This window comes from Asticcacaulis sp. (assembly GCF_020217185.1).
Taxonomy (GTDB): Bacteria; Pseudomonadota; Alphaproteobacteria; order Caulobacterales; family Caulobacteraceae; genus Asticcacaulis.
On record NZ_JAIWNX010000099.1, the window covers coordinates 1 to 10,000 of the forward strand.

6 protein-coding genes are annotated in these 10,000 nt (G+C 61.3%); 5 read left to right on the plus strand and 1 reads right to left on the minus strand.

What is annotated here, in order from left to right; all coding sequences use genetic code 11:
• Positions 1 to 86: 86 nt before the first annotated feature.
• Positions 87 to 3,386: a transglutaminase family protein gene (locus LDL37_RS04950; protein ID WP_290795159.1), complete on the minus strand. Its 3,300-nt coding sequence runs from the start codon at positions 3,384 to 3,386 to the stop codon at positions 87 to 89.
• 348 nt (positions 3,387 to 3,734) lie between these two features.
• Here LDL37_RS04950 and LDL37_RS04955 point away from each other — a divergent pair, with 348 nt between their 5' ends.
• The 5 genes from LDL37_RS04955 to LDL37_RS04975 form a co-directional block, all read left to right on the plus strand.
• Complete coding sequence (locus tag LDL37_RS04955) at positions 3,735 to 5,681, plus strand: class II glutamine amidotransferase (RefSeq protein WP_290795163.1); 1,947 nt, start codon at positions 3,735 to 3,737, stop codon at positions 5,679 to 5,681.
• Between the two features lie 202 nt (positions 5,682 to 5,883).
• A complete protein-coding gene (locus tag LDL37_RS04960; RefSeq protein ID WP_290795165.1) occupies positions 5,884 to 7,341 on the plus strand; it encodes a circularly permuted type 2 ATP-grasp protein in 1,458 nt (485 codons plus the stop codon).
• Positions 7,342 to 7,387: 46 nt separating this feature from the next.
• Positions 7,388 to 8,323: an alpha-E domain-containing protein gene (locus tag LDL37_RS04965; RefSeq protein WP_290795167.1), complete on the plus strand. Its 936-nt coding sequence runs from the start codon at positions 7,388 to 7,390 to the stop codon at positions 8,321 to 8,323.
• Between the two features lie 85 nt (positions 8,324 to 8,408).
• Complete coding sequence (locus LDL37_RS04970) at positions 8,409 to 9,386, plus strand: hypothetical protein (RefSeq protein WP_290795169.1); 978 nt, start codon at positions 8,409 to 8,411, stop codon at positions 9,384 to 9,386.
• Positions 9,387 to 9,692: 306 nt separating this feature from the next.
• On the plus strand, positions 9,693 to 10,000 hold a 308-nt coding region (locus tag LDL37_RS04975), incomplete at its 3' end, for a winged helix-turn-helix domain-containing protein (protein ID WP_290795171.1).

The following is a 10,000-nucleotide window of genomic DNA, read 5'->3' on the forward strand; positions in this document are numbered from 1 at the left end:
GGTATGACAAAAATCCCCTCAACTTCCTTGCCGCTGTCAAGATTTTAGCCTCTCGCATCTGGATCAGAGCGTTATGAGTCTACGGCCTAGTCTTTTCGCCGCAGATCGAGCGTCATCGGATAGTCCGGATTGATATGCAGGGCCGGCACGCGCACGCGGCCCGGCGTATGGGTCGGGGCCTCAAAGCGCGACAGGCGGCGGCCTTCGGCCTCGTTTTCATTGAGCGGCAACTGCTCGTAATTGCGCCCGCCGGGGTGCATGACGTGATAGCGGCAGCCGCCGAGCGAACGTTCCAGCCGCGTGTCGATCACATCGAACTGCAGGGGCGTATTGACCGGCAGGTTGGGGTGCAGGCTCGACCACGGGGCCCAGGCCTTATAGCGCACACCCGCTACCTGAATATGGGCATCGCGCGTCGGGTGCAGCGGCAGGCGGCGACCATTACAGGTGACGACGTGCTGATCACCCACCGCACCGGACAGCACCACCTCCATGCGCTCGACCGAGGAATCGACGCCGCGCGACGTGCCGCCGCCGGACGGCTCCTCACCCATCACCGGCCACGGCTCCAGCCCGGCGCGCAGCTCCAGCGTCAGGCCGCCGATCTGCACGCTGCCCAGTGACGGGAAACGGAAATCGAAGAAGGGAATGAACCAGTCGCGGCTGAAGGCATAGCCGTGGCTTTTCAGAAAATCGAGCACCTCATGGAGGTCTTCGCGCACCTGATGGCCCAGCATAAAGCGGTCGTGCAACTGCGTGCCCCAGCGCACCAGCCGCCCCGTATAGGGCTTTTTCCAGAAGACGGCGATCAGGGCGCGGATCAGCAGCGCCTGAATGAGGTTCATCTGCGGGTGCGGCGACATCTCAAAGCCGCGCATTTCGAGCAGGCCCAGCCGCCCACGGTCGGAATCCGGCGAATAGAGCTTGTCGATGCAGAATTCCGCCCGGTGCGTATTGCCGGTCAGATCGACCAGCAGGTTACGCAACAGGCGGTCCACCAGCCACGGGGCCTGTTCCGCCTCGCCCTTGGGCAGGTTGGACAGGGCGATTTCCAGTTCATACAGCGACTCGTGGCGCGCCTCGTCGATGCGCGGGGCCTGAGACGTCGCCCCGATATACATCCCCGAAAACAGGTAGGACAGGCTGGGGTGGTTCTGCCAGAAGCGGATCATCGAGCCCAGCAGGTCAGGACGGCGCAAAAACGGCGAATCCTCCGGCTTCTGCGCCCCCATGACGATGTGATTGCCGCCGCCCGTGGCGACGCGCTTGCCGTCGATCAGGAACTTGTCGGCGACCAGCCGCGCCAGACGCGCCTCCTCATAAACTGTGGTGATGATGTCTTTCAACTCATCCCAATGGCGCGCCGGCTGGATATTGACCTCGATGACGCCGGGGTCAGGCGTGACGCTTAAGGACTCGATGCGGTGGTCGCGCGGCGGGCCGTAACCTTCGATGACCACCGGCACCTTGAGGTGCGCGGCCACCGCTTCGATGGCCGAAATCAGCTCAAAATAGTGCTCGGCATAGGCGGTCGGCGGCAGGAAGAGGAACAGCTTGCCATGCCGCACCTCAGCGCACAGGGCCGAGCGCACCAGACCATTGGGCCCGGCCCAGCGCTTTGGGTCGCCCGCCGTGCCGATGGCCCTGGCAAAGCGCGGCACCAGAGACTGCGCCTCCGGTAAGGCCTCGGTCGGGGCGAAGGGCGAGCGCGGCGGGAAGAGATGCGCGTCCACCTCAGTCTGATCGACCAACGGCAGCGCCCCCAGCGGCAGACGCAGCCCCACCGGCGAGTCGCCGGGCAGCAGCATCATCTTTTCGGTGCGGAACCGCCACGGGTTAGACATCCAGCCGTCAAACTGTGCCGAATATTGCAGGGGCAGGACGAAACCCGTCGGCTGGCCCAGATCGTTGTCCAGAAGCGCCTGAAGCCGCTTACGCTCCGTCGCCTCATAGACATCGGCCTTCAGCATCTCGCCCTCAAGCGGCAGGCGCTGCTCCTTCCACAGGTGGTAGGGAATGTCCTCATAGGCGTCAATCACGAGGTCTTCATGCAGGCCCAGCGCCCCGGCCAGCGTGCGCAGGAAGGTACGCGCCGTCGCCTGCGGCTCATGGGCGGGGGCTTCCGGATCAATGAGAAGCTCCGCATTGAGCCAGAGGGGCTTACCGTCCAGCCGCCAGAAGGCGTTCATCGCCCAGCGCGGCAGGATTTCACCGGGATACCACTTGCCCTGCGCGTGCTGCGCCAGCGCGCCCTTGGCGAAGCGCGCCGACAGGCGTTTGAACAGGTCGAAACCCAGTTTCTTCTTGGTCTCAGACAGGGCCGTAAAATGCCACTCATCGCCCGTGCGGTCATCCAGCGACACGAAGGTCGGCTCGCCGCCCATGGTCAGGCGCACATCCTGCGCCGTCAGGGCCTTATCGACCTTATGCCCCAGCGCGTCGATGCGCTGCCATTCGCCGTCCGTATAGGGCTGAGTGACGCGGCGCGACTCATAGATGCGCGTCACGCCCATCTCATAGCTGAACTGCGACTGTGCCGGTTCGTGCGCCCCGGTAATGGGCGCCGCTGAGGTAGGGTTGGGGGCGCAGCACAGCGGGATATGGCCTTCGCCGGTGAACATGCCCGACGTCGGATCAAGCCCGATCCAGCCGGCACCGGGCAGATAGACCTCGTACCAGGCGTGCAGGTCGGTGACGTCCTCGCTGACGCCGGACGGGCCGTCCAGCGATTCGACATCGGCCTTGAGCTGGATCGAATAGCCGGAGACAAAGCGCGTGGCGAACCCCTTGTGGCGCAGGGCCTGACAGGCCAGCCACGCCATGTCACGGCACGACCCCTGAAGCAGGGTCAGGGTCTCGGCCGAGGTCTGCACCCCCGGCTCCATGCGCAGGGTGTAGTTGAGGTGCGAATTGACCTTCTGATTGAAGGCGACCAGAAAATCGACCGTCCCCCACTTTTCGCCCGTCGCCGGGTTAAGGTCCGGCATGGACCGTACAAAGTCCATCAGCAGGTCGTCGCGTTCCTTGATTTCCAGATAGGGCGTCAGTTCCTCTTTGAGCGACACCGCATAGGTGAACGGATAGTGGGTCGCCGTGTCTTCGAGGAAAAAATCGAACGGATTGAAGACCTTGATTTCAAGGACCAGATCGACCTCGACGCGGAACTGCGCCACCTTGTCCGGAAAGACGATGCGCGCCAGCCAGTTGCCAAAGGGGTCCTGCTGCCAGTTGATGAAGTGGTTTTCCGGCTCGACCTTCAGCCGGTAAGACTGCACATGGGCGCGGGTGTGCGGGGCAGGCCTTAGCCGGATGACCTGCGGTCCCATGCCGATCGGCCGCTCGTAACGATAATCGGTAACGTGATGCAGCGCCGTCAGTATGGTCATTCACTCATCCAGTCTTATACCTCCCTGCCTCTGGCAAGGAGAGATGGCCGTCTTACACCTCCCTGCACCGGCAGGGAGAGGTGGTAGATATCCTGCGACCTGCAATCTACAGAATCGCCGGGCCGCTTGAAGCCCCCACCCCCGCATCTCGCGCTTCGCGCCTCGTGCGGTCCCCCTCCCCAGCAAGCTGGGGAGGTATGAAGTGAGAGGCTTCGTTTCAATCCGTCAGCTTACGTCGGCTTTTCCCACAAAATCACGTCACAGAACTGTAACGAAGACAAAAAAAATGTGTAACTCTGATACGGCACGGCATATGGACAAGACCCGGCCAAGGCCGTTTAGTTTCCTGTGAGCAAGAAGGACCACCCGTTGTTCAGCGATATTTCGAGCGACATCTTTGCGTTTAGTTTCGACGGCTTAAGTTCGCCGCTCATCGACCTGAAGTTTCGCACCGGCCCGCAAAAGGGCGACCATACGCTCGGTTGGGGTCTGGCATGGTACCCGGCGGATAATAAGGCCGCAATGGTGGCCAAGGACCCGGCGGCCAAGGACACGGTGTCGCTCAAGGGGGCGATGAGCGACTGGGAAGGGTTCCGCTCGACCGTCTTCTTCTGCAAGGTGCGCGGCGCGGCCACCGGCTATACCCATCTGGAAACCCAGCCCTTCACCCGCTCATTTGCCGGTCAGGACTGGGTGTTCATGCACAATGGCAACCTCGACAAGGAAGCCATCAAGAAGCTGCACCACAACAAGTCGATCTTTCTGGAGCCGCTGGGGCGCACCGATTCAGAGCTGGCTCTGGTCTTCCTGCTGGGCAAGATCGAGGATTACGGCGCGCGCACGCTCGCGGCCATCGACCACAACGTCCTTCTGAGCTGGTTCCTGCAACTGGATGATCTGGGATCCGCCGACATGGCCATTTCCGATGGCGTGACGGTGGCGGTCTTCTACGGCTCCAAATCGCAGTCGAGCCTCTATTACAGCCGCATCAAGCCGCCGCACGCCGCCGAAGGGTTTCAGTCGGACGCTGCGTCGTTCGCGCTGAACAATCCGCGCGACACCTTCCGCACGGCGGTGGTCTTCGCCTCCTCGCCGTTTGCGTCAGGCAAGTGGACGCCGATGCAGGGCGGGCAACTGATCATCGCGCGGCGCGGCGCGGTCATCTGGACCAACAAGAAAGAAGCCCCGCCGAAATTGCCGGTGCCGCCTCAGCAGCCGGACCGCCCGTCGGCCCTGTCTTCTCCCATCCTTCAGGGCGGGCCGCTCGAGAAGATCACCGAACGCAACGCCCTGTTCGCCAGCGTGCAGGCCCAGTCGCAGCAGGCCTCCATCGTCGCCAAGCTGGCCAGCATGAGCCACGTGCAGTCGAACGTGATTAATGCCCGTTCGGTCACCCACGCCCCGGACGGCAGCCCCCTCACCTACCGCCTTTATGACGTGGTGCATTCGACCGAATACACCTATGAGAAGGCGGTTGAACATTCGACCCACACCTTCCGCCTGCTGCCGGTCGAAGATCAGCTTCAGGAGGTCATCCATTCAACCCTGACCATTTCGGCCGAGGGCGAGGATGTGCGCTTTGAGGACGTGTTCGGTAATCAGAACATCCACTATTCGATCATCAAGCCGTACAGGCAACTGACCGTCTCGTGCCGCTCACTGGTCAAGATTTTTGGACAGGCCCCGGACGATTACGGCCCGGCCCAGCGTCAGGCGCGCTTCCCCATTTCGTGGATGCCGTGGCAGCTTCAGGTGATGGAGCCTTATCTGCTGCTGCTCGAAATGCCGGAAACGCAGATCGCCGAACTGCTGGTCTATGCGCGCGCCTTCTCGGAGCGCAATGCCGGCCACGTCATGGACACGCTGAACGACATTAACCTGACCATCTACCGCGACTATCAGTACGTGCCCGGTTCGACCTCGTTTTCGACCACGCCTTTTGATGTCTATGCCAATCGTAAGGGCGTCTGTCAGGACTTCGCCAACCTGTTCATCACGCTGGCGCGGCTTCTGGGCATCCCGGCGCGCTACCGCATGGGCTACATCTTCACCGGGGCCAATTACGAGAACAAGATTCAGTCCGACGCCAGCCACGCCTGGGCCGAAGTCTATATCCCCTATATCGGCTGGCGCGGCTTCGATCCGACCAATGGCTGCCTCGTGTCGCAGGACCATGTGCGGGTGGCGTGCGGGCGCAACTATCTCGATGCGACGCCAACCTCCGGCACCATCTATCGCGGCGGCGGCAAGGAGGACCTGCGCGTGCAGGTGACGATGAACGAGGTCTATCTATGATAACTCACTTGAAAGTGTCCTCGGCTTCGCCTGCGGTACTTTCAAGTGGAGAGAGACAGTGAAAAATGCCTCGGGGTCGCCGCCCACGGACGCCCCTTCAGCATTTTTCGATTTTTTATGTAACGATGCCCTGAGGGGCATCGGAATAAGGTTTGAAAGTACGCGTATTTTTTGAGTTTATCCGCTTTGGGGAGGCACCCGCGTGAGTCTGGAATCCTATAAAACCGAAGGGTTTTTCGACGAGCTGTTCGCCAGCGACGGCGTACCGCATCCGGCCGCATCAGGCCTTGTCGAACAGTTGGACGCGCTCAGCCGGGCCGACCTGAAACGTCGCCAGAAACAGGCCGAAGACATCCTTTATCAGTCGGGCAACACCTTCAACGTCTATGGCGACAAGAAGGGCACCGAGAAGATCCTGCCGTTTGACATCATTCCGCGCCTCGTGTCGGCGGCGGATTGGGACAAGCTGGAGCGCGGCATCAATCAGCGTATCCGGGCCCTCAACCTGTTCATTCAGGACATCTATAACGATCAGAAAATTCTCAAGGACAAGGTGATCCCGGCCGAACTGATCTTTTCGTCGGCCTGCTATCTGAAACCCTGTGAGGGCCTGTCGCCGCCCAAGGGCGTGTGGACGCATATTTCCGGCACCGATTTTGTGCGCGATGGCGACGGCGAATTCTACGTGCTGGAGGACAATCTGCGCTGCCCGTCGGGCATTTCCTACGTGCTGGAAAACCGCGCCGTGCAAAAGCGCATCCTGCCCAAGGCGTTTCAGACCCTTAAGGTGCGCCCCGTCTCCAACTATGGCGACCACCTGTACAAGACGCTGAAATTCATTGCCCCCGAAGGCAAGGACGAGCCGAACATCGTCGTGCTGACGCCTGGCATCTATAACTCGGCCTATTTTGAGCATGCCTATCTGGCGCAGCAGATGGGCGTGCCCCTGTGCCAGAATTCCGACCTCGTGGTCGAAGACGACACGGTCTATATGCGCACGACTCAGGGCCTGAAACAGGTCGATGTCATCTATCGCCGCATTGATGATGAGTTCATCGACCCGCAGGTCTTCCGCAAGGATTCCTTGCTGGGCGTGCCCGGCATTATGAACGCCTATCGCAAGGGCAAGGTGGCGCTGGCCAATGCGCCGGGTACCGGCATCGCTGACGATAAGGCCGTCTATGCCTATGTGCCGAAGATCGTGAAATACTATCTGGGCGAAGACGCCATCGCCCAGAATGTGCCCACCTATATCTGCGAAGACGATAAGGACCGCGACTACGTTCTGGCCAATCTCGACAAGCTGGTGGTCAAGGCGGTGAACCTGTCAGGCGGTTACGGTATGCTGATCGGCCCCAAGAGCACCAGGGCCGAGCAGAAGGAATTTGCCGAAAAAATCCGGGCCAAGCCGCGCGACTATATCGCCCAGCCTACCCTGTCCCTGTCGCGCGCGCCCACCCTGATCGGCAACGGCATCGAAGGCCGCCACGTCGATTTCCGCCCCTATTCGCTGTTTGGAGAAGACGTCTTCACCCTGCCCGGCGGCCTGACGCGCGTGGCGCTGAAAAAAGGCTCGCTGGTCGTCAATTCGTCGCAGGGCGGCGGGTCGAAAGATACCTGGGTGCTGGGCGAAGAGAACTATTACGGAGTGGCGGAATGATCAGCCTCTCCCCTTTATTCGGCCACCGCCGTTCAGGACCTTCCGCATGATGTTAAGCCGCGTTGCCAATTCAATCTACTGGATGTCGCGCTATCTGGAGCGCGCGGAAAACGTCGCGCGCTTCATCGACGTCAACACCCACCTGATGCTCGATCTCGGTCTGAGCGTCGAGGAAACGCAGTGGTATCCTTTGATCGCCACCTCCGGCGACGATGAGGATTTCAACAAGCGCTACGCCACCGCCGATGAGAAATCCATCGTGCGCTTCCTGACCTTTGACGACAAGAATCCCAACTCCATCCTGTCCTCCATCTACCGGGCGCGCGAAAACGCCCGCACGGTGCGCGAAGTGATCCCGGTCGAGGTATGGGAAAAGATCAACGAGCTTTACCACCTGACGCAGGCCCATAGCCGCAAGCGCTCGGTCGAAGCCCTGCAAGCCTACTACACCGAGGTGCGTCAGTCGGGCACCCACTTCGCCGGCATGATGATCAACGCCATGTCGCGCGGCGACGGCTGGCACTTTGCGCGTATGGGGCAGTTGCTGGAGCGCGCTGACAAGACGGCGCGTCTTCTCGACGTGAAATACTTTCTGCTTTTGCCGCGTGGAGAGCAGGTCGATAGCCCCTATGACAATGTGCAGTGGGGCGCCGTGCTGAAATCGGTCAATGCGCTGGAAATGTACCGGCAGGAATACCACTCGATCAATTACCGCGACGTGACGCAGTTCCTGCTGTTCTCCAGACTGTTTCCGCGCTCGGTGCGCTTCTCGCTTGACTACGCCACCGTGTGCATGGAAGCCATCTGCGAGAAAAAACCGCAGTGCACCGCGCTGAACGACATGAAGGCCCTGCGCGCCCGTCTGATGGAGGCCGACGCCACCGCCCTTATCGCCTCAGGCCTGCATGAGTTCATCGACGAGTATCAGTTGGGGCTGAACCGGCTCGATCAGTCTGTGTACGAAACCTTCTTCAAGGATTGAGTCCGCCGTCACAGAGTTGACCCAAAGTCGGGCCATAAAGACCTTAATTCAGGGGTCTGGTTCCTGAAAACGGGAAGGGCGAACCATGATCAGGGCGGTTGTCATCGCAGCCTGCATAGCCGCAGGCGTAAGCGCGCCGGTTTGGGCCGACGTGCCCGGCGCGACACCGCTTCAGGTCGAGTATTACCAGCTTCGCCTGACCCTGCCGCCGGGGGCGGCCGTGCGTCAGACGCTTAAGCGCACGACCGAAAGCGAAACCAACGGCAAGGTGATCCGCACGCGGCTGGAGGCCGAATATCTCAGCCAGTTGTCGCGGCATCCGGACGGCTATCGTATTGTCAAAACCCTGGTAAACACCGCGTTCAAGGTCGAAGGCGCCGAGGCGGATGCTGAGCGTCTGGAGCTGGAAAAGGTGATGCAGGCCGCCGCTGCCATCCGCGACATCACCTATATTGCCGACGAAAGCCTGACGCCGCTGCGCCTTGAAAACTGGCCGCAACTGCGCAACCGCCTGAAGGCCGCCATGCGCCGTTCAGGCGCCATTGATGCCCGCGAAGGCGACGCCTTTGACGGCCTTTATGGTCCGATGACGGCGGAAACGGCGGCGGAACAGTTCCTGCCGGAAGACGCGCTTCTGGCCATTCCCCACAATCTGGGTCTTAGCCTTAACAACCCCTACCGGCTGGATTCGCTGATCAATGGCCCGTTCGGCGGTACGATCAGCGCGCGCGAAAGCCTGACCCTGACGGCGTGGGATGAGGCCGCAGGCGAGGCCGAAGTCCTCTACGAATCCGGCCCGACGCGCGAAGCGCTGGATGCCTATGCGCTTCGTGTCCGCCCGGCTCTGGAGCAGGCGGCGGCGCGCACCGCGCGCATTCGCAAGGCCGCCCCCGTCCCCGTCGGCGATATCCAGCTCGATATCGGAACCACCTGCCGTTACCGCATCAGCCTGAAGACCGGGCTGGTCAGCCGCGCCGAATGCCAGTCGGTGCGCGACATCCGTCAGGGCGACGACCGCCGGCGTCACCGCGAAAACTGGGTTCTGGGCGAAATCGCCAAATAATACCGGTCTGGCCATTGCGATAAATGGGTATGACATACGTCTTGTAAGACGGCAGGAAGCAGCCTAAACCTCTATAGGTCTGTCTGACAAAAGCCCTTTTTGCCTATAGGTGGCGCGCGTATTTCGGTGGCTGTGCCGCACCCTGTTTACCACCTTATGCAATCGCTCCATAACCGGGTAAGGAACGAAGGGCTTTCATCGGACCGATCACTCACTTTGACACGCGTCGCGAGACGGCCTCCGGGCGATTTAGCGCCTTACGGACACGAGAACATGACCTTGGAAGCGTTTCCAGACGATACGCGTATGCCCCCCCGCAACGGCACCTATGAGGAGGGCCTGTCGGGCACCAATCTCGAACGCGCGGGCGACCACAATCAGCGCGTGACGCTTCAGGCCATCCGCGCCCGCGGGCCCATCACCCGGGCCGATCTGGCCGACATCACCAGCCTGACGGCCCCGGCCATCGCCAATATTACGCGGCGCCTGCTCAATGACGGCCTGATCCTGAAGGCCGGGCGACTGACGGGCGGGCGCGGTCAGCCCGCCACACAACTGGTGGTCAATCCGGACGGTGCCTTTTCGATTGGCCTCAACATTGATCGTGACCACAT

What these genes read in the sequence shown, in the direction of transcription:
- LDL37_RS04970 (WP_290795169.1), top strand. Translation starts at nt 8,409, where the DNA reads ATGATCAGGGCGGTTGTCATCGCAGCCTGCATAGCCGCAGGCGTAAGC.
- LDL37_RS04965 (WP_290795167.1), top strand. Translation starts at nt 7,388, where the DNA reads ATGATGTTAAGCCGCGTTGCCAATTCAATCTACTGGATGTCGCGCTAT.
- LDL37_RS04950 (WP_290795159.1), bottom strand. Translation starts at nt 3,386, where the DNA reads ATGACCATACTGACGGCGCTGCATCACGTTACCGATTATCGTTACGAG.